Annotated in this window: 10 protein-coding genes and 1 pseudogene; 8 read left to right on the forward strand and 3 right to left on the reverse strand. The window is 54.8% G+C overall.

Annotated elements, in window-relative coordinates; all coding sequences use genetic code 11:
- Nucleotides 1–10,567 (reverse strand): annotated as a pseudogene (locus tag MJ639_RS11340) (hypothetical protein); the annotation flags it as partial.
- A 599-nt stretch (nt 10,568–11,166) separates the two neighbouring features.
- Between MJ639_RS11340 and MJ639_RS11345 the strand changes: the two are divergent.
- Entirely contained in the window at nt 11,167–12,045 is an 879-nt protein-coding gene (locus MJ639_RS11345; protein WP_243372056.1) for an aldose 1-epimerase family protein, read from the forward strand.
- 45 nt (nt 12,046–12,090) lie between these two features.
- Here the strand turns inward: MJ639_RS11345 and MJ639_RS11350 are convergent, their stop codons facing one another.
- A complete protein-coding gene (locus MJ639_RS11350; protein WP_243372058.1) occupies nt 12,091–13,512 on the reverse strand; it encodes a mannose-1-phosphate guanylyltransferase/mannose-6-phosphate isomerase in 1,422 nt (473 codons plus the stop codon).
- A 745-nt stretch (nt 13,513–14,257) separates the two neighbouring features.
- Here MJ639_RS11350 and MJ639_RS11355 point away from each other — a divergent pair.
- The 5 genes from MJ639_RS11355 to MJ639_RS11375 all read left to right on the forward strand — a co-directional run bounded on the left by MJ639_RS11355 (nt 14,258) and on the right by MJ639_RS11375 (nt 19,112).
- Entirely contained in the window at nt 14,258–15,937 is a 1,680-nt protein-coding gene (locus tag MJ639_RS11355; RefSeq protein ID WP_243372060.1) for a glycosyltransferase, read from the forward strand.
- The gene (locus MJ639_RS11360; RefSeq protein WP_243372069.1) at nt 15,927–16,562 is read left to right on the forward strand and encodes a PIG-L deacetylase family protein; all 636 of its coding nucleotides are present in this window, start codon (nt 15,927–15,929) and stop codon (nt 16,560–16,562) included. Before MJ639_RS11355 ends, MJ639_RS11360 begins: the two co-directional genes overlap by 11 nt.
- Before the next feature lie 28 nt (nt 16,563–16,590).
- On the forward strand, nt 16,591–17,232 hold the full coding sequence (locus MJ639_RS11365; protein WP_243372071.1) for a DapH/DapD/GlmU-related protein: 642 nt from the start codon (nt 16,591–16,593) through the stop codon (nt 17,230–17,232).
- Nucleotides 17,229–18,308, forward strand: coding sequence for a DegT/DnrJ/EryC1/StrS family aminotransferase (locus MJ639_RS11370; protein WP_243372081.1), 1,080 nt, complete (start codon nt 17,229–17,231; stop codon nt 18,306–18,308). The genes MJ639_RS11365 and MJ639_RS11370 overlap by 4 nt, the downstream gene beginning before the upstream one ends.
- A gap of 120 nt (nt 18,309–18,428) precedes the next feature.
- A complete protein-coding gene (locus MJ639_RS11375) occupies nt 18,429–19,112 on the forward strand; it encodes a WbqC family protein (protein WP_243372083.1) in 684 nt (227 codons plus the stop codon).
- Between the two features lie 373 nt (nt 19,113–19,485).
- Here MJ639_RS11375 and MJ639_RS11380 read toward each other — a convergent pair whose 3' ends face one another.
- A complete protein-coding gene (locus tag MJ639_RS11380; RefSeq protein WP_243372108.1) occupies nt 19,486–20,703 on the reverse strand; it encodes a glycosyltransferase family protein in 1,218 nt (405 codons plus the stop codon).
- Nucleotides 20,704–20,926: 223 nt separating this feature from the next.
- Between MJ639_RS11380 and MJ639_RS11385 the strand changes: the two genes are divergently transcribed.
- Both MJ639_RS11385 and MJ639_RS11390 read left to right on the forward strand, forming a co-directional pair.
- On the forward strand, nt 20,927–21,919 hold the full coding sequence (locus MJ639_RS11385) for a hypothetical protein (RefSeq protein ID WP_243372110.1): 993 nt from the start codon (nt 20,927–20,929) through the stop codon (nt 21,917–21,919).
- A gap of 214 nt (nt 21,920–22,133) precedes the next feature.
- Nucleotides 22,134–23,483: a nucleotide sugar dehydrogenase gene (locus tag MJ639_RS11390; protein ID WP_423790788.1), complete on the forward strand. Its 1,350-nt coding sequence runs from the start codon at nt 22,134–22,136 to the stop codon at nt 23,481–23,483.

Raw genomic sequence — 23,483 nt, forward strand, 5'->3', positions numbered from 1 at the left:
TGGTGTCGTGCAGCGAGTTGTCCGACCACTTGAACTTGTAAGTGATCGTCTCCTCGTCATCGTCCTTGAGCGCCAGCGTCACAACATCGCCCAAAGTCCCTTCCGCAATCTCAACAACACGGCTCGGATCAGCAGGCGAACGATTCGGAGCATCCGGCACGATCGAGTCGACCGCGATCTCGTCGGTGTTGGTCGCCGTTGCTCCTCCAGCATCCACAATCGTGATCGTGAATGTGGTCCGGACAGTGCCTGGGATCGACGGATCACGGTTCGCCGGATCATAAAGCAGGGCCTGAACAGCAGCTTCGACATCGGCCAGCGTGCCGGTGACCGTGTAGATGCCGGTGGCCGGATCGTAGGAGCCTGCCACGCCTGCCGGTACGATGATGTCGCCCAGGGTCCGGTCACTTACGGTGATCCTGACCGTGAACTCGTCACCGCCAAAGCGGTCATCCGTGAAGCGCACGCTGCCGAACGGAGCCACCGGATCGGTCGCATCGTGATTGACGTCGATGTCAACTGCATCGTTCGTGACTGTCGGCTTCTCGTTGAGACCTGCCACGTCGTTGATGGTGACATCGAAGGTGATCTCGTCGGTCAGGGTGTCGGGGGCTGCGCCGCCCTTGTCCTTGACAACGAGCTTCAGCGTGAAGGTGCGCCCACCTGCTGCCACCTTGAGCAGCTCGGGGTTCTTCACCTTGATCGTCATGGTGTCCCGGTCGACCTCGAACGCATCCGCCAGATCGGCCGGCAGGCCTTCGATGGTGAACACGAAGTCCTCGGACGCGTCGACGTCCTTCACTTCGAAGCTCGCCAGGACATCGCCCTTGATCGCGTTCTCGTTGATTGCGACCGTGGTGCTGCCCGTCGTCAGTTCAGGCTCTTCGTTCACGTCGGTGACATAGATCTTCACGTCGGTCACGGACGAGGCATTGCCGTCCGGATCCTTCGCAACGACCTTCACCGTATAGAACTTACCGCCATCATCGTCGGTACCCAGGCCCTCGGCTTCGAAGTTCAGCTTCTTGCCGGGCGCGAGCATGATCTGGCCGGTATCGGTGATCATGAACAGGTCGCCTGGGTTGCCACCCTCCGCGAAACCGTAGGTCACGCCCAGCTTCTCAGGATCTTCCGAGCCTGTGAGCTGCACCAGCACGTCTCCGCTGCTGAGGTTCTCAGCAATCGTCGGCTTGCCGGTGTAGGTCGGCGCGGTCGGGCCTTCGTTCTCATTTCCGACGTTGATGGTGATCTCCTCGGCAGCGCCGAAGAGGCCAACAGAGTCCTTCGCCTTGATCATCAGCTTGAAGAACTTCTTGTCCGCAGCCAGCGCCTCGTAGTCGAGGAGCTTGTCGGCCTTCACGCGGATATAGAACTTTCCGTCCTCTGAATGAATCTCGAAGATATCGCCGTCGTTGCCGCTTTCGATAACGAAATCGGTAATCGCATTGCGCTCGTCGTCGGTGGCTCTCAGCTCACCGATGATGCCCTTCGCATTCTCGAGAACATCCACGCTCGTCGCGTGGTTCAGCTCGATGCCGTGAGGAGCCGTGTTGCCCACCGTCTCATCATTGATGGTGATGGTGAACTCCAGCTCGTCCTGCAAGGAAACGCTGGATCCGTGCTTGTCCTTGACGACAAGAGTGAGCTTGAAGGTACGGCCCTCGAGCGGGACTCTCAGCAACGCAGCATTATCGACAACGATCTGCTTTGTGGCCGCATCGACCCTGAAGGCACCTTCCAGATCAGCCGGCAGACCAGTGATCGAATAAACGAAGCCATCATCGGCAGCATCAACATCCCTGACACCGAAGCGCGCCACGATATCGCCGGACACCATTCTCTCGTTGATGGTGACCGTCGTCGTCGACGAGGTCAGTTCAGGCGCCTCGTTGACGTCCGTGACATAGATCTTGACGGCCGTGGGTTTCGAGGGAAGGCCTCCGGCATCCCGCGCGATGACCATCACGGTGTAATACCTGCCACCGTCCGGATCCTCGCCGAGGCCTGCGGCTTCGCGATCCAGCGTCTTGTCGGGAGCCAGGTAAATCCGACCGTCGTCGGTGATCGTGAAGAGACCGCCCGGATTGCCACCATCCGCGAAAGCATAGGTGACAGCCCTGCCCTCCGGATCCCTGGAACCGCCGACCAGCACAAGCAACTTTTCGGCTTCGGGGAGCTGATCGATGGTGGTGTTCTCGGCAACCGTCGGCTTGCCCGAGTAAATCGGAGCGGTCGGACCCTCGTTCTCGTTCTCGACGTTGATCGTGATCTCCTGAGCCGCGCCGAAGAGACCGACCGAGTCCTTCGCCTTGATCATCAGCTTGAAGAACTTCTTGTCGTCCGGCAGGGCCTCGTAGTCGAGCACCTTATCGGCCTTGACCCGCAGGAAGAACCTGCCGCCTTCGGAATAGACCTCAAAGATATTGCCGATATTACCGCTTTCGATGACGTAATCGATGATGACGTTGCCTTCATCGTCCTCAGCCGTCAGCTCGCCGATGATCTTCGTGTTCTCGAGCACCGTGACGGTTGTCGCATCGTTCAGTTCAACGGTGTGAGGAGCCGTGTTGCCCACGGATTCATCGTTGATGGTGATGGTGAAGTCGAGTTCGTCCTGCAGATAGGCGCCCGTTCCGCCCTTGTCCTTGACCACCAGCTTCATGGTGAAGGTGCGACCTTCCAGCGGCACTTTCATCAGCTCGGCATTGTTCACCAGGATCTGCTTCTTGGCGGAATCGACCCTGAAGATACCGGCCAGCTCAGGCGGCAGACCCGTGATCTCATAGACGAAGCCGTCATCACCGTCGCTGTCCTCGACACCGAAGTTCGCCACGATGGAGCCGACACCCATACGCTCGTTGAGAGTGACCGCCGTCGACTTCGTCGTCAGGTGAGGCTTCTCGTTAACATTGTCGATGGTGATCGTGATGGTCTCTTCAGGAGAGGTCACGCCGCCCGCGGTAGCCGTGATCTTGAGATTGAAGACCTTGCTGGCCAGCTTCTCGTAATCGAGCTCCTTGTCAGCCCTCACGCGGATGTAGAACTTTCCGCCATCAGAATAGACCTCGAAGATATCGCCGTCGTTGCCGCCGGTGATGGTGTACGTGGTGATCGCGGCACCTTCGTCGTCGACAGCGGTGAGTTCGCCGATGATACCTGTCGTATTCTCCGCAACATTGAGCGATGTTTTATCGTTCAGCTTGATGGCATGGGGCGAGCCGTCCAGGTTGTCTGCGAAGATCACGATCTCCGTGAACTCCGAAGCCTTGCCGCCAGCCTTCGTCTCCAGCGCAAAGACGCTCAGCACGAAACCCTTGCGCATGGTGCCGGAAACAGCATCCCAGACATCGACCAGATCGCCGTCGCCTTCATAGTTGAAGGCCTTGACGAGCCTGATCTCACCTGTCGCGGGATCGATTGTGAACTTGCCGCCCTTGTCGTCGGCCAGGCGGTACCGGAAAGTATCGCCTTCGTCGTCATAGGATTTCACCTTGGCGATGACGACGTCCTTGGTGTTCTCGGCCACGGAAGACAGAGACTCGAGGACGACCGGCTTCACCGGCGCACCGCTGATGTCCTTGATGACGATCTTGACGATGGTCTCGCCGAACGCGTTGCCGTTCTCGTCGCGTGCAATCACCCGCAGCGCAAAGTACTTGATCGGCTTGCCCGTGACTTCATCGGTTCCGTTGGTCATGCCGGCTGTCGTGGATTCGTAATCCACGGGGCCATGCATGGTGATCTCACCCGTGTCCTTATCGATAGAGAACCTACCGCCGAAAGTGTCGGCCAGTTCATAATCGAAAGCGTCCCCTTCCGGATCGATCGAGCCACCGACATCGGCGACCACATGGCTGCCCTCGGTGTTCTCGAAGATGGCCTCAAGCCTCTCGATCACAGGATTGGATGGCGCTTCATCTTCATTGTCGATGAAGATGGTGACAGTCGTCGACGGGCCCCGCTTCCCTTCAGACATCGCATAGACTTTGACCTCGAAGTAGCGCTTCACCACTCCGTGCTCGTCGATGATCTGCTTATAGCCGGCTGGAAGGTTCTCGAAGTTGGCATTGTTGATAATGAGCTCGCTGCTATCCAGCCAGAAGAGGCCACCGAAATCATCTTCCAGATGATAGGTGACGTAAGTTCCTTCAGGATCGAATGCCTCGATCTCGGCGACACTCGACTCGGTGTTCTCGCTTACGGAGTCGCGTTGAGCCAGGATCACAGGCGCTTCCGGCGCCTCATTCACATCGTTGATGAAGACCCGAATCTCGATCGATGTGGACTCGTTGTTGTCCGGATCGAGGGCAACCACCTCCAGCAGGAAGTACTTCTTGCCGCCTTCCCCAGGGAGCAGGTCCGGATGCTTTTCGAAGTTCACCTCGCCCTTCAGGATGATCTGGCCCGAGGCGTTGACCTCGAATAGACCACCATAGGTGTTCTTCAGACCGTAATGGACAGCCTTGCCTTCCGGATCGACCGAGTTGCCGACCTGGGCCACCACTGTGGGCTCCTTGGTGTTCTCGTCGACCGAGATCGGATCCATCACGACCTCGGGCGCGTCCGGTGCTTCATTCACGTCGTTGATGAAGACCTGGACCTCGCGCACAGAAGATTCGTTGTTCTCTGGATCGAGGGCAACCACCTGCAGCAGGAAGTACTTCTTGCCGCCTTCCCCAGGGAGCAGGTCCGGATGCTTATCGAAGTTCACCTCGCCCTTCAGGATGATCTGGCCCGAGGCGTTGACCTCGAACAGCTCTCCATAGGTGTTCTTCAGAGCGTAACGGATAGCCTTGCCTTCCGGATCGACCGAGTTGCCGACCTGGGCCACCACTGTGGGCTCCTTGGTGTTCTCGTCGACCGAAATTGGGGTCATCACGACGTCGGGCCTGGAGGGGCCTTCGTTCACATCGTTGATGTAAATCTTGACCTGTTTCGGGTTCGAAGGATGCCCCATGGGATCTTCAGCAATGACCTGAAGATTGAAGTATTTCAGGACGCCTTCCGGCGTCAGGCGAAGCGTTGCATCCTCGAAATTGACCTCACGGGTCATGAAGATGTTGCCGTTCCCGTCAATGGAGAAAAGACCGTCGAAGGTATCAACCAGCCTGTAGGTGACCGCCTTGCGTTCCGGATCCTTGGCCTCGACCACCGCAACCGCTTCAGTCGGAGCCACGTTCTCGTTGATCGTCTTGACCGACTTGATTTCCGGATCAAACGGCTTCTCGTCCACGTCGTCGATATAGACGCGAATAGTCTTGGAGGGCGAGGTGAGACCGCCGGCCTTGGTCTCCTTCGCGTAGATCGTCAGTTCGAAGTACTTCCGGTCTCCATCGGGCAGCAGGTCCGGATGGGTCTCGAAGTCGACACCCGACGCCAGAGAGACGACGATCTCGCCATTGATGTTCGTGCTGAGCTGGAAGATGCCGCCGTAGTCTTTCTCCAGATGATAGGAGAGCGTATCGCCCTCTTCGTCGAATGCCTTGAAAGAAGCCACCATGGACGAGGTGGCATTCTCTTTCACGGTAGCAACAGCCGATTTCAAGACTGGAGCGCCAGGCCTGTTATCGATGTTGTTGATGTAGATGCGAACAGTCGCAGGGGGCGATTCATCTCCCTTGCTATCTTTCGCATAAACCTTGAGTTCGTAATATTTCTTCTCGACTCCATCCTCGGTCACCTTGATCAGGCCGGTGGTAGCCTCGTAATCCGCGGCGCCAAACATCGTGATGGTGCCTGAATCATCGATCCTGAAGCGGCCATGGGTGTTCTCGAGGCGATAGGTGACTGAGTCTCCATCCGCGTCGCCAGCTTCCACCTGCGCGATCGCACCGAACGGAGCCACGCCCTCGTCGATAGACTCCACGACGCTCTTAACGACAGGAACATCCGGTGGGGTATTGAAGCTGAAATCGTCAACTATTACGTTATCGATGCCGTACTTATTATATAGATCGGCGATGAAAGCGTCTCGCTGATTGGTATCCTCGAAAGTCGAGGTATAGACATAAGCGACGTCACCTTTGCTCGAACCCTCATCTTTAACATCATCGAAGCGGCTGCGGATAATATAGACGTCGTTGCCCTCGCCACCGCGCAGCGTGTGGCCGATTCCGTCATGTCCCTTACCGCCATCGAGGGTGTCGGCAAAATTGCCGCCCAGAAGGGTACCACCCAGATTGTTGCCGATCAGCCAGCTACCGTCACGCCCATCGCCATTCAGGTCAACGGGGTTTCCGTCAGCATCAAGGTAATCCTTCGCCTGCAGGACTTCGATGCCGACATCGTTGGCCAGACGATAAAAGCGTCCATAGACTTCAGCGACGTCGTTATCGCCGTCTGCCTTCGTCGCTCCTTCGACGATGATATCGGCTGAGGTACGGATCTTGTAGAGATCGTTGCCCGTGCCGCCCTTGAGAATATCGGCCGCGCCTGTGCTGCCGCCGCCGTCGAGGGTATCGTTGCCGGCGCCGCCGTCGAGAATGTTGGCGCGTGCGTTACCCGTGATCTGGTTGGCTGCCGTGTTGCCGGTCAGGTTGATCGCGCCCGTGCCGGCGCCCGCTTCGAGGTTCTCGAAGTGGTCCTGCAGGGTATAGTTCTTGACGCTTCCGTCCATCAGAATGACGGTGTCGTTGCCGCCGTCGCCATCCTCGATCAGGGTCGTCTTGGAGAGGTTGCGGACGATGTAGCGATCATTGCCCTGATTGCCCTGGAGCACGTCGGTACCATTGGCGCCGCCGTCGAGGGTGTCGTTGCCCTCCGCACCCACGATGGAGTTGCTGGCGTCGTTGCCGGTGAGCTTGAAATCCGTGATGCCACCTTCAACGGTCTCCGCCTGAAGAAGCGAGATGTTCGAGCCAGCGGCCTGCTTGCTCAGGTCGTAATGGGTCGAAGCATAGACCTTGTCGCCATTGGCGTCGGAAATGACCGTCTCGGAATTGCCGACCTTGTAGATATCGACGCCGTCACCACCGACGAGGGTATCGGCCCCGGTTCCGCCGCCGTCTTCCAGCGTATCGTTCTTGGCACCGCCAAAAATGCTCTGCTTTTTCGTGTTGCCGATGAGGTGGTAGCCGTGAAGATCGGCGCCGGCCGCGACTCTCATAACCTCGATGTCGAGATCATTGCCGAGGCTGTCCTTGCCGAGCTGATACTTGAAGGTGTCGGTCGAGGACGTCAGCTTCGACGACAGCTCCACGACGTCCATAGTGCCGCCGCTGTCGCGAATTACGTCCTTCTCGTTGGAAATGATGTAGGTATCGCTGCCACCGCCGCCATCGAGCGTGTCGCCCTTTGTCAGATCGGTGTTCTTACCGCCGCCGAGCACGTCCGCGCCGCCCGTGCCCCTGATCTCCTGCACCTTGTCGTTACCGGTGATGGAGACGCTCGTCAGAAGGTCGTCGGCCTTCAGCAGCTCGATATGCTGTCCGGCGCCGAGCGTGAAGAAATTCCGTACGATGACGGTGTCGAATTCGTCTGGACCATCTCCTGCAGCTTCGCCAGTGATGGAATCATCGGAGTCGACATAATACGTGTCGGCACCAGCGCCGCCGCTGAGCGTGTCTCTGCCGCCGGCACCATCGAGGGTGTTCTTGCCGCTGCCGCCCTTGATCAGGTTGGCAAGGCTGTTTCCGGTCAACGTCATGTTGCGGGTGATCTCGCTGCCATCGAGCGTATCGACCCTGCCAGCCAGAGTGTGGCTGGTAACGGACACGCCCCAGAAATCGCCCTTCAGAACGACGGTATCGAGGTCGTCGCCATCCTTATCGCCTGACTCATCGATCGTGTTGGTGTTGTCGTAGATATAATACGTGTCGTTCCCTTCGCCGCCACGGAGCGTATCCACGCCGCCGCCGCCGTCGAGGGTATTCTCGAGGGTGTTACCGGTGATGATGTTGGAACCGGTATTGCCGATGAGTGTGACCTTGCCGGTGCCCACGCCCGCTTCGAGATTCTCGACGTTCGCTGCTCCGAGCGTCACCATGCTGAAGGTGGTCTGCGAGGAGTTGACGATCTTGATGGTATCGCTGCCTTCGCCAGCGCCAGCTTTCTCTTGAATCAGCACCCTGGTTGCATCGCTGATCACATAAGTGTCATCGCCTGTGCCGCCGATCAGGATGTCGGTTCCGCTCGCTGCAGGCGAACCGGCTTCGAGCGTGTCGTTGCCGCCCTTGCCGACGATGGTGTTGGCCAGATTGTTGCCGACGATGTGCACGCCGGGGAGCTTGTTATCGTCGTGAACGACAATTTGCTCGAGACCCTGATTGTCGTCGAGCTTGAAATACGCGCTGTAGACGAATGCCGTATCCATGCCACCGCCGGAAGCCGAGTCCTCCTGAACCCGATCAGCATTGTGACGAATGTAATATGTGTCATCACCGGTGCCGCCGATCAGCGTGTCGCCAGCCGCATCGTAGTCGCCAAGAGGGCCGCCGCCATCGAGCGTATCGTTGCCGCCACCTGCGTTGAGGATGTTGAGATGCCGGTTGCCGATGAGCGTCTGGCCAACGCTGTTGCCCTGGATACCGCGCGCCTGAGCGCTGTCATCGAGCTTCAGGATTTCAAGATCGTTGCGACCTTCGGAGAGAACAAAACCACCCGTACCGTCGAGGCCATTGCCGGCCCAGTTCGTACCGGTGATGATAACAGTATCGATATCCGTGCCGGTTTCGTTGATCACGTCGCCGACGCCGTCGATCACATAGGTATCGGAGCCTAGGCCGCCGATGAGCGTGTCGTCGCCCTTACCGCCATCGAGCGTATTGGCTCGGCTGTCGCCGCCAATCTCATCCCGCCCGTCGGTGCCGATGATGTGCTCGATGCCGATGAGAACGTCGCCGGCAGCGCCGCCGCTATTGGTCTGCCCAGCAGTCGGCGCCATGTAGACTTTAATGGGAGTAGCCGAATTGGCATAAGTGACGAGGTCGATGCCGGCGTCGTCGCCGCCTTCGAATGTGTCGCCACCGGCGCCGCCGATCATCGTGTCGCTGCCGGCATCACCGAACAGCTTATCGCCAACTGCACCAGCAGTGAGCTTGTCGTTGCCAGTTCCGCCCTCAAGCGTCGAACGAATAGCTCCACCTGTAATCGTGTCGCTGCCAGCACCGCCCTGAATCGTCTTGAAATAAGTACCGTCATCGCGGCCATTCACGATCACATCGTTGTGCTCTGACGCGAGGAGGATTTCGACGTTCTTGTACGTATCGCCCAGGGCATAGCCGGTGTTAAGCCCTGGCGCCTCAAGATGAATGACCAGGCCATCCGTTGTGGCCTCACCCTTTTTGTAGTCATCGTAAGAAACGGTATCGACACCTGCGCCGCCGACATGATGGTCAGCGCCGTCACCGCCCATCAGGGTATTTCTGTCGGTGCCAAGATCGTCGCCGGCATTAAGGGTGTCGTTGCCGTCGCCGCCCTTGAGGATATCGCTGCCCCTACCGCCATAAAGCTTGTCGTGGCCGCCGCCGCCATCCAGCGTATCGTTGTGGATTGTTCCAACATGCTGATGATCAGGAAAGGCTGTAGAGGGCCCCTCGTTCTTCCCGGTGGTAGAGTTGTCGTAAATGGTAATGTGGAGCGAGCCGAGGCTGCTGTTGCCGACAGCGTACAAGCCGTCGCCCAGATAGACCAGGGCCTTGGAATTGGTCGTGGGGGTGGGGTCGCTCGCAACAGCACCTGAGTTGAAGAACACCTGCGATATATGGGTGCCTGCATTCGTGTAGCCGATAACGAACTTGCCACCGGCCAGCACTTCAAGCTGCACTCCGTAGCCGGGACCACCAGTGAAGCTCGTCGGAGTGGCGAAGGTCGTCAACGTCCCGGCATTTCCATCCGCGTCGTAAGTGCGTCCAACAATGCTTTTCGATGTGTTGTCGTACCAGACGACGAGCAGCTTTCCGTCACTGAGCGTCTTGGCGTTATAGTTAGCGTTGAATCCAGTAGGGATGTAGATCGTGTCACCAGGCCCATAGGAGGATCCATCAACTTCCTTACGGAAAGAGAGCCGAAGCTGGTTATTTTCCTGATAGATCGTGACGAACTTCCCCCCGCCCAGATCGTTCGTGACCGGGTTATCCCTCGCACCCACGCCTATTGCCACCGATTGCCGGTAGAAACTGCCATCTGCATTGTAGATGTAATCTCGCCCATTGGCGCTGACGACGAAGCGCCCCGAGGACAGTAGGGTGACATCATGGCCGCTATTCGTAGACGTGAATGACGCGCCATGCACGGACTGCAAGGGGCCCAGGAGATTCCCATTGATATCGTAGCGGAGAGCAGCCTTAGTATTGTTGAACAAATTGGCCAAGATGACGTATTGGCCATTCGCTAAAGTAAGGAGCTCAAAGTCGCTGTAAAAACCTTCAGTCAGCAGGGTTTTGATGGGACCTGCCGCGCTTCCATCGGCATTCAGCTTCAGACTGAAAAGACCACCAGTGTTGTTATTCCAGAAAGCCAGATAGCTTCCGTCGGCCTGCTTCTTGATATCGAGCAAATTGCCGGTCTGCTCCACCCCACTCTGATCCTTGATGACGAATTGGGACATCCAGCTGGGGGTCGTGGCCATGAGACTGCTCCGGAGAGAAAAATTACACCTATGTAACTCTATTATCCGTAACGTTACATTGTAATGCAAGTCCCAAACGTAAGCTGGGCATTCAGTCGGCTTAAATTGAAGCTGGGCCGAAAAGAGCTGAATGCGCGGTTCCGTTAAGTTTTGCGGCAGACTTTCCTAGGAACCGACATTTCTGCAAACGCTCGATGCTTTAATGCATAGTAATCGCAGCCTTATCCATTACTGCGAGCATATTTCTTGGGCATTTCAATTTAAAATTGTTTCAGCCTGTCATTAACTTTATCCCCATTTATCCCTCTGCGACATTTTCAGCAGGCTTTCGCTTCGGTTTCAGGTGGGGCGGAGCGCTTGAGGGCCTGCTGTGCCCCAAGCCAGACAAAAGCATAAGCACGACGGCATGCCACCGTCTGGTTGAGCTTCTCCAGACGCTAGAGCTCACTCACGACGCTGTGATGGGAAAACGTGAGGCAGTGTTCAGTCGATGCGCCTTGCCTCGGTGGCTTGAGCCGCTAAACCAACTGGCGACGTCCCGTCGCAGCTGACCTCTCCCTTCAATATGCAGGGATACAGCCCCCAATTGGGAGCCATTAATGACGATCACCCTATCCAACACCCAGCTGAAGGCTCAAATTTCCACGCATGGCGCGGAATTGACCGCCTTGTGCGACGAGCAGGGCCGCGACCTGCTCTGGGATGGCGATCCGGCGTTCTGGACAGGACGGTCTCCCCTGCTCTTCCCGATCGTCGGCCGGTTGCGCGACGATCGGGCTCTGGTCGAGGGGCGCCCCTATTCCATGAAGCAGCACGGCTTTGCCCGTACATCGCTCTTCGAAATCGTGGATGCAGGGGCCGAGAGCTGCCGCCTGCGCCTGAGCGCAAGCGATGAGACACGGGAACTCTACCCCTTCGATTTCAGGTTCGACATGGCTTACCGGCTCGAAGGGCCGCGGCTGGTCTTCTCGGCCTCGATCCTGAATCCTGAAGATCGGCCCATTCCGGTCTCGTTCGGTTTCCACCCCGCCCTGCGCTGGCCCCTGCCCTATGGCGGCGAGCGCGATGAACACGAGATCCGTTTCGAGAAGCCGGAGGCGGCCTCCCTCCACTTGCTATCGGATGGCCTGATCGGAGAAGCCTCGCGTCCGACCCCGGTAAGTGGCGACCGCCTGGCGCTCCGCGACAGCCTCTTTCAAGACGGGGCGCTCGTGTGGAGCGAACTGGCGAGCCGTAAGGTCCGCTATGGCGTCCCGGGCCACCGATCCATCACCGTGTCCTTCCCGCACATGCCGCATCTGGGTGTCTGGACGAAGCCGGGCGCGGGCTATGTCTGCATCGAGCCCTGGCAAGGCTATGCCGATCCCGTAGGCTTCAAGGGGGAGTTGGCCGACAAGCCGGGCATCGTCATGATCCCTGCCGGTGAAAGCCGCGAATTCTCGATGGCGATCGAACTCGACCCGCCGCAAGCTGCCTAAGGTCCCGAATTATCCCGATTATTACAGGAACCGGACGAAGCCTGTTCAGCGACCATATGCATCCTCGACGCGGACGATATCGTCCTCGCCCGTATAGCTGCCGACCTGAACCTCGATCACCTCAAGCGGAATGAGGCCTGGATTGGCGAGGCGATGCAGGGAGCCGATCGGGATATAAACAGACTCGTTCTCATGCACGAGCGAGACGGTCTCGTTCACGGTGACCTCGGCCGTGCCCTTTACGACTACCCAATGCTCGGCGCGGTGATGATGCTTCTGAAGCGAAAGGCGCCCGCCTGGCTTGACCATGATGCGCTTCACCTGGAAGCGGGAGCCCCGATCCGTGCGCTGGTACCAGCCCCATGGGCGGTAGACGCGGATATGTTCGCGGGTCTCGGGGCGCTCCTTCGCGCGCATGGAGGACACAAGGTTCTTCACCATCTCGGAACGGCTGCGCGAGGTTACCAGCACCGCATCGGGCTTGGCGACGACGATCACATCATCGAGCCCGACCACCGTGGTAAGGATGTCATCACTGTGAACAAGGCTGTTGCGAGCTTCGACGACTTCGACATTGCCGCGCAGGGCATTGCCGGCCTCATCCCGCACCGAACCCTCCCACAAGGCTCCCCAGGTTCCGACATCCGACCAGGAGAACGAAACCGGCAGCACGCCCGCACGCGCGGTCCGCTCCATGACGGCGAAATCAATCGAAGTCTTTGGAGCCTTGATGAAGGCTTCTTCATTCAGACGAATGAAGTCGAGATCCATCGCCGCAGCTTCGAGAGCTCCCCTGGCCGCTGCAAGGATCGCGGGCTCGAACCGCTCCAGTTCCTCCATCATCACGTCGGCACGGAACAGGAAGTTACCACTGTTCCAGAGGAAACCTTGGTCAATATAAATCTGCGCCGCTGCAGCGTCCGGTTTCTCGACAAAGCGGTCGACACGAAATACATCCGTGCCTTCGATCCGCTGACCAGGCTGGATATAACCATAACCGGTTGCGGGATATTGTGGGGCCACGCCCAAGGTCATGATGTGGCCCTGGCGCGCTGGCTCCAGAGCCGCCCTACATGACGCGACAAAAGCCGTAGGATCGTCAATCACGTGATCGGCAGGAAGGACGAGAAGAACCGTGCTGGGATCGCGCCGGGCAGCATGGAGGGTGGCGACGGCAATGGCCGCAGCGGACTCGCGCTGGATGGGTTCAAGGACGATATCGGCCTCAACGCCGATCTGCACCAGCTGCTCCGCGACAATGAAACGAACGTCGTTGCCGGCGATGACGACGGGAGGTTGAAAAACGTCAGAGGCTACGACGCGCTTAAGAGAAGCCTGAAATGTGGAATGGTCATCCAGCAGGTCAATGAATTGCTTAGGCATGCTATCCCGGGAAGCAGGCCAGAGCCGCGTCCCTGAACCGCCACAGAGAATGACGGGCAGAATACGTTTGTCGCCATCGTCCATGCCTAGCCCCTGATAGTTACAACATAACTATCATCTATAGGCCATTATTCGATTACAGAGCCAGCCATTGGTCGAAGTGTAAGGCACGGCACCTGAACGAGAGACCATCCTTGCTATGAAGAGAGTACATCTAGTAATCAAGTATGCGGATGACCTCGGCGGTTAACTTGCCACCAGCGCGGTCGATGAGGACATGCTTGCAGACCTCTCGAAAGATCTTCCGTGCACCAGCTCCTCGGAGATATTCGCTGGGCATTGAGTTGATATCGAAAACCAACTTGCTCGCGGTCAACCATCAAGATCAGCTAGATGTCTTGGATGGTTGAGATAAAGAAAGGCCATGCCCGCTTCCCAAACAAGGCCATGCTCGCTCTCAAACTCAGCTACTCCGTTATCAATGGCTGATTTTTGCAGCACTATGCCCAGCCACAAGCAACTGGCGATTATAGTTCTTCTGATGAGTTCGGCCTCAGGCCTCTGAAAGTCATTCCGCAACGTCTTATAAGACGCTCAAATACAGATGCGGCTACCTAAAGTGGCAGCCTGGGCAAATAACATTTCTATTACAAAAAGATACCGATTGTTTATTTGCCTCGATGATGTAACACATACCCTTTCGATTCTATGCTATATGTGATAACATCCTGACCCTCCTTTTGAACACGCTCGCGAGGCATCAAGTAAGTTGCCCGCCCATAGCGGCGCTTCCTTCGAGGGGCGGATCAGACACAACTGAAGGTACTCAATGTCTTCTTTGTTCTTAAATTCTGACACAGACGGTACGGTGGCTGCACCCAAGCAAACCCGTTCGCTTTCTGGCAGAGCAAAAGGACGAATTGAGCGTTTCATATTTGGAACAGAGCGCTCTCTCCAAAGCCTCTCTCCCGAATTGCCGCCGGGGGCGATCCAAACCTATCCCTCCGAAGCCGAAGGGCAACGGGTTTTGCTTCTGGTCGCTAACTCAGTCGACCACGATACAAGGGTAAAGAAGACCGCAGCCGCACTTCGGAGCGGCGGCTATTCAGTCGGCATTCTTGGAATCACGAAGAAGAATGCCGAGCATACCTACTCTGATCCTGGCTTGGTGCGCGCGCCTTTCATCCACTTAAGCTATCGCCTGTGCATCCTTCGCAATCTCTACAAGCTCGGCAAGCAGTCGAAAGCTAGAAAAAAGAGAAAGTTCCGCCTCTATAAAGGGCTCGCCCTTGCGGAACTGGCACGCCAATATGCGGTAACTCACGACAGTTTGCTGCAAGGTCTTTCGGACCAGCCATCCCTTTCGAAAAAGCTTTTGGCTATCGCAACGCAATGGGCTCGTATCAAGCGAAGCCAGTATCATCTTCGTAGAGAGGAAAATTACCTCAAGACCATTCAGAGAATCGACGCCACCTATGAGCGCCATCAAATTAAGTATTATGAAAAAACAAGAAAGAAACATAGTTTCTATAAGAAATACATAGGCCCATTTGGAAAGTATATTGATTATTATATATCAACATCGCCTTACATGAAAGAGTTCAAGCCAGATATTATTCACGCCAACGATCTATATACTTTACCCGCCGCTATTAGGTACAGAGATAAGCATGCTCCTCACGCGCGTGTCATTTATGACTCTCACGAGTTTGAGATGCATCGCAACAAAGAGTACAATTTTGTTAAGAATATCGCAGATCAGCTCATCGAATGGCGGTATATCCGTAAGGTCGATCATGTGATTACTGTAAGCGATGGTATCGCCGATGCTCTTGCGCGCTCGTATAACATTCCTCGCCCGGCCGTTGTTCTCAATAGCCCATCAGTATGGCGTGGCGACCTAACGAATAGATCTGGCTTGAAGGAAAAAACAGGCGTTCCTCAAGAGACGGTTCTGATCGTCTACACAGGCGCTGTAACTTTCGGCCGGGGGCTTGAGATCTTAGTCAAAAGCTTAGAGCACTTGCCGCAAAATTACCATGTAGCCATCCTAGGACCCCGGCGGCAGGACAAGGACGCCGAACTGCTTGAAGTTGCTAGCCAAAGCAGCACAGCCTCTAGGATACACTTGGTCCCTTCTGTCGCGCCGAACGAAGTTCCAGCCTTGATCTCAGATGCGGATCTCTTCATCAATCCGGCCCAGAATGTCTGCCTATCCTATGACCTCGCGCTTCCGAACAAACTCTTTGATGCAGTATTCGCTCATGTCCCGATTCTTGTGGGCGATCTGACCGAGATGAGGCAGTTCGTAATGGCAACCGGCGCAGGAATCTCCCGAGAGATGACTACCCCTGAGCAAATGGCAGCGGCCATAGAAGAAGCCGTGACACTGCGAAAGCAAGGATACTTCGACTCGGTCGATTGGTCGCAAATTGCGCAGTCTTATAGCTGGGAAGTGCAAACTCAGCGCCTGATCGAAATCTACGGGAGCCTTTCAGTTGCTAGATAACAAAACGATTTTGGTCCTCGCCCCCCACACGGACGATGGGGAGCTTGGGGCTGGCGCCTCCATCGCAAAATGGAAAGAACAGGGAAGCCGGGTCGTTTATGTGGCCTTTTCAACCTGCCAGGACTCTGTTCCTGGCGGCTGGCCCTCGAATATCCTTGAGCAAGAAGTCAGAGCGGCAACGGGTGCTTTGGGTATAACGGCCGACGATTTGAGAATTCTCGACTACCGTGTCCGACGCTTTTCAGAACGTCGGCAGGACATTCTCGATGACATGCTGAAGTTGAGAAGCGAGTTGAATCCCGACGTCATTCTGGTCCCCTCTGGAACGGATCTTCATCAGGATCACTCCACCGTTCATGTAGAAGCATTGCGCGCCTTCAAACAGAAGACAATCCTGAGCTACGAGCTTCCATGGAACAATATTGTATTTACGACTAGCTTCTTTTCTATCATCGAAGAGAGGCATCTTGAAGCAAAGGCCGCTGCTTTAAACTGTTACAACTCCCAGAAGGGTCGCCCCTACTTCAATCGGGACTTTCTGCGGTCGCAGCTAACGTTCCGTGGAGTGCAGGTAGGATCGCCTTTGGCCGAGGTGTTCGAGATCGTGCGGGCTGTCTCTTACTGAACACGAACAGCAAGGCAAAGAGACGAAGATGAGCCAAGCATCCTATTCTATTATCGGGCGAGGCGGACTATTTCAGCCAATTCGAGAAATTCTTACTGATCACATATTCCGCGGTTACTATGATGACCGCGCAACGGACGACCCCACATGGTTAGGTGCAGTCGCGCAATATAAGGATAGCGACGAGAGCGGCATTTTTGTCGCCATCGCTGCCTTGCGCAACATGTCTCTAAGGCGAAGACTCATCCAAGATTTAAAGCAACGGAATTTGCTTAGCTTAAATGCAGTATCGAAAGATGCATCGGTTGCAACCTCCGTTAAGATGGGAGTGGGAAATATCATCTGCCCCAACACCTGCCTACACAGTAAAGTAACTCTAGGTAGCGGCTGTATAGTTTTCTCCAACACCGCCATTGAGCACGATTCGGTCCTTGGAGATAATGTAAATATTGCTCCCGGTGTTACGATAGCCGGTGGCGTAAGAGTTGATGATGATTGTTATCTTGGCGCAGGCTCAGTCTTGATCGATGGCGTTGTCGTTGGCTCAGGCAGTGTTGTAGGGGCTGGCAGCGTTGTCCTGAAGTCAGTGCCTGCAGGTGTCATCGTGTATGGTAACCCAGCTAAGATCATTCGAAGCAACGATCTCTATCTGGAGCCCACAATTAGATGAAGAAGTTCTCGTCAGCCAGACCAATGATCGACGACGACGATGTGGCAACCGTTGTTGAGGCGCTCCGTTCCGGGCACCTCGAAGAAGGAGACTACGTCCGCGCATTCGAAGGACAGATATCAAAATTTTTGAATAAGCCTCATGGGCAGGCAACAGTTAATGGCTTCTCAGCAATTCATATTCTTCTGCAAGCGCTCAGTATAAAAGCTGATGATGAAGTCATCATTCCAAGCTACTGCTGCCCATCAGTACTTTACCCAATAAAACTAGTGGGCGCCACTCCCGTATTCGCCGATATTGGGCACAACAGTTTTAACATCACATTGGAAACAATTAGCCGTGTCTATTCAAAAAAGACACGATTGATAATCCTTCCATATCACTTTGGTTTCCCATCTGATGTAGACGCCGTGGCAAATCACTTCGGCAGGGAGAATGTTGTCGAGGATATCGCCCAAGGATTAGGAGTCGAGTATAATGGCAAACAATTGGGCTCTTATACATCTCACGCAGTGGCTTCCTTCTATTCGACAAAGATGATCACTTGTGGAGATGCGGGCATGGTCGTCACCGAAGATAGAGCGGCCTACGATACCGCAAAGCGGCTGACATATTATGGCGCGCGCCGAGGATATGAGCCGGTTGGATACAATTACCACTTGACTAACTTAAACGCTGCTTTGGGCAACTCCCAACTACAAAAGCTCGCAGGATTTATTGCCAAGCGCAAAAGGCTTGGCAGAGTCTATGCAGAATGTTTTCGTGACACACCAGGGATACAAACGAATTTTGCATTCTCAGAGCAATCAGGTTTTCTGAAGTATCCTATTTTGCTGCCGACCCAACAGGCCCGGGATTACTTGAAGCAGAAGCTAGCAGAGGCCAACATCTATTGTGGATTTGGTGTTCTAGAGCCCCTCCATATAAAGGAGGGGATCCGCGGGACCCACCTTCCAAATACTACAGATTTCGCGGAAAGGATCTTATGTCTACCAATTTACCCGTCTATGAGCGATGCTGACGTCTCGTACATCGCCGAGCAGGCCCTAAGCATGTTCAAGAGCATGCCCACTTAGGAATTCTCAACATATCTGGCGGATTACGCGCCTACGTGAGCGCCTAAACTTATCTGTAGCTACCCTCTCCTAGAACATGATCATAGAAGCCATATCGGCAAGCTGTCGAAGGGATGAACCATGAAGGTTGCGATTCATCAGCCCAACTATTTACCCTGGTGCGGCTTTTTCACGAAGATGCTCAACTGCGATGTCTTTGTTATACTTGATGATGCCGATATTCCAGGCGGGCAGAGCTTTGTCACTAGAACAAAGATACGCAATGGAACCACTGACCAGTGGTTTTCCGTACCAGTGTCCAAGCCGGGACGCCCAGCCATTAACCGCGTCGCAATTGCTCAACCCTTGTTTCGCGAAAAGCACCTGAAAACGCTCTATCAGGTATATGGAAAAGCACGCTTCTACACGGAAATGCTCGATATTATCAGACCTACTCTAGAAACGCCCCATGATAACCTATGTACTTTGAATACTGGATTGTTGAGATCTATTGCCAAGGCCGTTGGAGCTCAATCAAGATTGGTGCTCAGCTCCGATCTGAACGTCGAAGCAACGGGAGATGATCGCCTGATTCAGTTGGTCAAGAAGCTTGGAGGGACATCTTATCTCTCAGGACCTGGCGGAGAGAATTATCAAAATCGGGAGAAATTCGAGGGAGCCGGCATCGCACTTGAGGTTAGATCCTATCGTCCAGTGCCGTATGAGACGCAGGCTTTCCCGTTTATTCCGGGTCTCAGCATCGTGGATGCGCTAGCCGTTATTGGCTCATCAGCCACTCGCCAGCTTCTTAATTATCAAACATGATCACAAGGGGGGTAACAATCGGATTGAACTGTAGAGGAAGCCTGCTCAGATAGAGGCCATAAACACAGGTCCCGCATCAACTCATCCAAGGTTTAGGCGCAATCGTCGTCACAGTGAGATGGCCTCGCCCTTGTTTTGACAGCCTTTTCATGACAACGACACTTGCCTTATCTGAGTTGATAAGTGCTCAATATGCAACGGAGCAACGCCTTCGCTGCTTTTAGGAGCAGCCTACGGTTATGCGCCTTCAGATGCTGGCTGAAATGTACCTCTGCTTTGTTTTAGACCTACCATGCAGCAAACTTAAGACACCGCTTTAACTTTCTCTTGCACACGACCTATTAGATCACGTCGCAATTGCGTCTACATCAAATCAGAATATGGTCCTTCGGAGATATCGGAATAGTGTCTTTGCTGCTGTATCGAAACCTTCTGTCTCGCTAAGATATTTAAATTTTTTCAGTCCCATGCTTGCAGAGAGAGGCAAAGATGGCAGCCAGGAAGTCTCGTCTCTCAGGGAAGCCTGGTGCTCGAAAAACTTCTGAACGCCTCGCGCATCAACCGGCTTTGGCGAGTGCATGATATCCTGGTAGTGCTCTAGAAGGGGCTCGATCACGGCTTGTGTGCTGTGGGTCTTTTGAAACCACTCCCGCCCCGCTCGAGCATTTGCCTCTCTAAGCCCAGGATTTTCGATATGCTCGCGGAGGATCCCTATCAGGGTCTCAGGGTCGGCATTGCCAACAGGCATGCCGCGGTCGCCGAATGCACCGACAAGGTCAGGGCGAATATATGAGATGACCGACCGACCTAAGGCGAAGCCTTCCACGGCTAAGACGCCATACCACCCAATTCTGAGCTGATCCACGAGGATATCGGCGTCTGCGATAGCCTCTAGTATCTCAGCGTTGGAGGTGCCTTCCACCATTCTGAATTCAAATTTTAAACCTTCGCGTCTCAGTTGTTCAACGGCCGACAGAACGAATTCTGTTCCTTTCACACCCCGTCGAGAAGGAGCATGGAGCACAACAGGATTCTTATCCCTCAGAGGCCTTGCCTCAAATGTTTCAGGCAGCTCAAAGTATCGTGGTATGATGACGCTACCAGGCACATAGCTTTGCAGCTCGGGATCGGTCACGAAGACCCTGTCTGCCACAGCGGAAATGTAGTTGATGTAAATGTCCTGCGAAGGCTCTCTAAACTTCTTGAAAAGACGCTCCGGATCCTCGTCCACATAGTGGAACTTGTTTTCCGCACGGAAAAGCGAAGCCCTTCTGACTTCACTTCCGCGGAAATGAAAGCAGATCCTCTTGCCTGCCGCTTTTAAAACAAGAAGGTCCAGCAGAGCTGGGAAATAAAATTTGTTGGGATGCCAATAGAAAAAAGGCCGCATATGAAGATGGAAGATGTCGAATTCATCGACAATGCCAGTCAAATATCTGCCGACTGAAACCCAGTCCGTTATTGCGCTGTCAACCTTCTGATCGGCTCCGTAAGAGAATTTATTATCTCCAATTATGACACTTTGTGCGGCCACGCCATAATGCCGCAGCCCTTTTGCAAGAGCCGCCGGTTGGCCTGCCGATCCTGTCATACCCTGAAAAACTCGCACGCTATCTACCCCGGCCAGAACATGCCACCCTTAAGCCACTCAGATAAATACCTTTTTCCTCATGCGACTGGGGCTCGATGCGAAGCCGCACTTCGGCTCTGACGGCCCTTTTCGGGAATGTATTGAGAGGCGCCTGCACTTGAACCACTATTGTAGCTCAAAATGCAAGCTGGTAAGCGTCGGCTCATATTGAAACAGGCCCCCGATGAAAACACGCGACCGCACTCTGTTCCTTGCGACAGCTGTCAATAATAAATTCAACGTGGCGCTTCATGCTCTTGCCGGGATAGCCTTGATCGGATCGACGATCGGCTTCTCGACTATGATCGCGCTGTACTTTGGCTTCGATGTTATGGGACTGAAGCACCGTCCACAGTTCAGCTTTTTTGTTCAAAATAAGACTTTTGCGATTTCTCTGGCCATCGCCTTCTCTTTGATCGCTCTGATCTCAAGAATCGGCCAAACATTTATCGAGGCCAAGGTTACTGTTGATCAGGAACGCTGGTTCGCGGAGATGCTCAGATCTGCGCCGAATGCCAAGTACGCTGGGGGAAACATTCCCCGGGCATCGAATTATTATGGGCGCATTGCAACAATCAGTATGAGAACCGTCAGCATTGTCTGCGTGCTCTTCGCCAATCTTATTGGCCTCCTCATACTCATTCCGCATCACTATGGACTTGCCGGCGTTGGATTAATTCTCTGCTGTTCCAGTGGCCTCTACCTGATTATGAGGACTTTCAATATTAAGATGGCCGACTCGACTACTGGAATGTTTAAACATTCCAGGATCGTCTCCGAATGGAAGCTGAACGCTTCAAAAGAAGCAACAGATGAATTAGGAAAATACTTCAAAGCTTATCTCAATAGGATATTTATATCTTCTTATTTCAGCTTCACGCCTCTCATATTTAGCCTATTATTCGCTGTTTTTATTTTATTCGCCCATGAATTTAATATTGCGACATTTGACCTTGGAGAGATCTTCATCGTCTTCACATTGCTGCGCTCATACCTAGCCTTGGTTGGCAGCTTCTTCGGGTCTCTCGTCCAAGCGGCTGCGCTTCTACCAGCAGTAAGGCCCTATGCTCCGTTTATTCCAGGGGTAAATCTCTCCCCAGAACAATTGGAGGCCATCAAAGAGAAACAAATCGCCAGCGGAACAGTATTTGACGAGCAATCAATGGAAGAATTTTAAGTTTCAATAAGATATATACGTAATATATATAAATTATTTTACTTCAACCTCTGCTTTATAAGAATAAAATCTATTTCAATATTTATATATACCCTGCAAGACGCGCCTAATGCTCTTTTTCAATGAGCTCTCAGGTTCGTTCCGCGGCAATCAGAAATGTTGACCATTTGCTCCATTCGTGGGAAACGCCTGCCCTGCTACAGGGATACACTTCATGCTACAAGGTAATACGATTTCGGATATCGCCGTTCGCCTCGAGCGGGCTATGCAGGATCGCACAGCGGTCGTTGGAATTGTGGGCTTGGGTTATGTTGGTATTCCGCTGGCCCTGACCGCTGCAAAGGCCGGCTTTAACGTCCTCGGCTTTGACATCGATTCCCCGCGCGTGGATCAGATCAATCAGGGCAAGAGCTTCATTAAACACATCTCTTCCGAGGCCATTTCCGAGGCCGTGCAGAGTGGTAAGTTCGAGGCCACTGCGGACTTTTCTCGTCTGAGTGAGCCGGACGCGATTCTGATCTGCGTCCCGACTCCTCTCACGAAGCACCGTGAGCCGGACCTGTCCTATGTGGAGAACACTGCCCGCGCCATCGCGCCGCGCCTGCGCAAGGGACAGCTGATCGTTCTCGAATCCACCACTTATCCGGGAACTACGGACGAGATCCTCAAGCCGATTTTCGAGTCAACGGGCCTGAAGAGCGGCGAGGATTTCTTCCTGGCCTTCTCACCGGAGCGCGAGGATCCCGGCAATCCCGATTTCGGCACATCGACAATTCCGAAGGTGGTCGGTGGCGATGGACCGGATGCCCTGGCCGTGGCAGACGCCCTTTACAGCCGGCTTGTTGTCAAAACGGTGCCGGTCTCCTCTTCCGCTACGGCAGAGGCGGTGAAGCTTACCGAAAACATCTTCCGGGCCGTGAACATCGCCCTCGTGAACGAGCTGAAGGTGGTCTATGCCGCCATGGGCATCGACGTGTGGGAGGTGATCGACGCCGCCAAAACCAAGCCCTTCGGCTTCATGCCGTTCTATCCGGGGCCGGGTCTCGGCGGACACTGCATTCCGATCGATCCGTTCTATCTCACCTGGAAGGCGCGCGAATACGACATCGCGACCCGGTTCATCGAGCTTGCGGGCCAGATCAATACCCGTATGCCCTATTACGTGGTGAACAAGCTCGCGGAAGCAGTCGACAGGAGCGGCAAGGCCTTCACGGGATCCAAGATCCTGATGCTCGGCATTGCCTATAAGAAGAACGTGGACGACATGCGCGAAAGCCCGTCCTTGAAGCTCATCGAGCTGATCGAGGCTCGCGGCGCCCATGTCGATTACTTCGACCCTTACATCCCTGTGATCCCCATGACCCGCGAGCATGCCGAACTCGCCGGCCGCCGGTCGACCGCCCTCGATGCGGCGACGCTTGCTGCTTATGACGCAGTCCTCATTGCCACCGATCACGACAATGTCGACTACAAGCTCGTTGTGGATCACGCCAAGGTCGTCGTCGATACCCGGAATGCCTGCGCTAAAGCCGGCATCCCAGAGGGTCGGGTCATCAAGGCCTGA

Origin of the sequence: Microvirga solisilvae (genome assembly GCF_022808595.1) — a bacterium.
GTDB lineage: Bacteria > Pseudomonadota > Alphaproteobacteria > Rhizobiales > Beijerinckiaceae > Microvirga > Microvirga solisilvae.

Excerpts from the sequence above, each read along its gene's own strand:
- MJ639_RS11345 (WP_243372056.1), top strand. The coding sequence starts at position 11,167 with ATGACGATCACCCTATCCAACACCCAGCTGAAGGCTCAAATTTCCACG.
- MJ639_RS11350 (WP_243372058.1), bottom strand. The coding sequence starts at position 13,512 with ATGGACGATGGCGACAAACGTATTCTGCCCGTCATTCTCTGTGGCGGT.
- MJ639_RS11355 (WP_243372060.1), top strand. The coding sequence starts at position 14,258 with ATGTCTTCTTTGTTCTTAAATTCTGACACAGACGGTACGGTGGCTGCA.
- MJ639_RS11365 (WP_243372071.1), top strand. The coding sequence starts at position 16,591 with ATGAGCCAAGCATCCTATTCTATTATCGGGCGAGGCGGACTATTTCAG.
- MJ639_RS11370 (WP_243372081.1), top strand. The coding sequence starts at position 17,229 with ATGAAGAAGTTCTCGTCAGCCAGACCAATGATCGACGACGACGATGTG.
- MJ639_RS11375 (WP_243372083.1), top strand. The coding sequence starts at position 18,429 with ATGAAGGTTGCGATTCATCAGCCCAACTATTTACCCTGGTGCGGCTTT.
- MJ639_RS11380 (WP_243372108.1), bottom strand. The coding sequence starts at position 20,703 with ATGACAGGATCGGCAGGCCAACCGGCGGCTCTTGCAAAAGGGCTGCGG.
- MJ639_RS11385 (WP_243372110.1), top strand. The coding sequence starts at position 20,927 with ATGAAAACACGCGACCGCACTCTGTTCCTTGCGACAGCTGTCAATAAT.
- MJ639_RS11390 (WP_423790788.1), top strand. The coding sequence starts at position 22,134 with ATGCTACAAGGTAATACGATTTCGGATATCGCCGTTCGCCTCGAGCGG.